1 protein-coding gene is annotated in these 1105 nt (G+C 66.1%); it reads right to left on the bottom strand.

The window, feature by feature from the left end:
• The coding region (locus tag Q9S36_RS51585; protein ID WP_311292449.1) for an IS481 family transposase at positions 1-991 on the bottom strand (991 nt) is incomplete at its 3' end.
• Between the last annotated feature and the right edge of the window lie 114 nt (positions 992-1105).

The raw sequence follows: 1105 nt of genomic DNA on the forward strand, positions 1-1105 counted from the left end.
TGTGATGTCCAGGCAGGTTGTTGAGTCTGCTGATGGGTGGGCCGCCGATGGCGGAGTGGGTCCGATGATGATTGTAGAAGTGCAGCCATCCGGGGAGTGCGGCGCGCCGCTCGGTCTCTGAGGAGTAGAAGCGCGCGTAGGCCCATCCCTCCGCCAGGGTGCGGTGCAGGCGCTCGATCTTCCCGTTGGTCTGTGGCCGGTAGGGGCGGGTGCGTTTGTGGCGGATGCCGAGTCCGGCGCAGGCGTCCCGCCAGGCGTGGGACTTGTAGGCCGATCCGTTGTCGGAGAGCACGCGCTCGACGGTGACGCCGCGGTCGGCGAACCAGGCGACGGCGCGTTCGAGCACGCCGATTGCGGTGATGGCCTTCTCATCGGTGCAGATCTCGATGTAGGCAACGCGGGAGTGGTCGTCGATCACGGTGTGCAGGAACGCGGTGCCGATGAGGGGCCGGTATTGGTGGCCACGTTCCCCGGTTCGGGCTGCGTGGTCGCGTGCGTTGGCTTTGCTCTGCTGCCGGCTGAGGAACTTGTGGCCGCCGCCGTCAGGGATGTTGCCGAACTTTGTGACGTCGACGTGGATCAGCGACCCCGGGTGCGGGTGTTCGTAACGCCGGATCGGCTCGCCGGTGACCCGGTCGATATGGCTGAGCCGGTTGATACGAGCGCGCACGAGCACGGCGTGAACGGTCGACGCCGGCACTCCGAGCTCCCCGCCGATCTGCACCGGTCCGAGCCGTCGCCTCCATCGCAGAGCAACGATTCGTTTGACGACGTCGGGCGGCGTTCTAGTGGGCATTGATCGCGGTCGGCTGGAGCGATCCGCCATCCCCGCGGCACCTTCCGCTCGGTATCGGGCCGCCCATTTGCGCGCGGTCACGGGTGAGACCATGAACATCTTGGCCGCCAGGACCACCGGCCATCGATCATCGACCACCAGCTGCGCCAACCGAAGGCGAGCGCGCGGAGTCAGAGCAGCATTAGCGTGGGACACGAAGGCCTCCTGAGTGCGTGAGCGGTTCCTAGACAGCTCCACTCTCGCAACAGGAGGCCTTCGCCTGTCAGCAGATCAGACGCGATTCACGCAACAACGTCCCTGGACATCACA

The sequence above is a fragment of the Microbacterium sp. ARD31 genome (assembly GCF_031844425.1).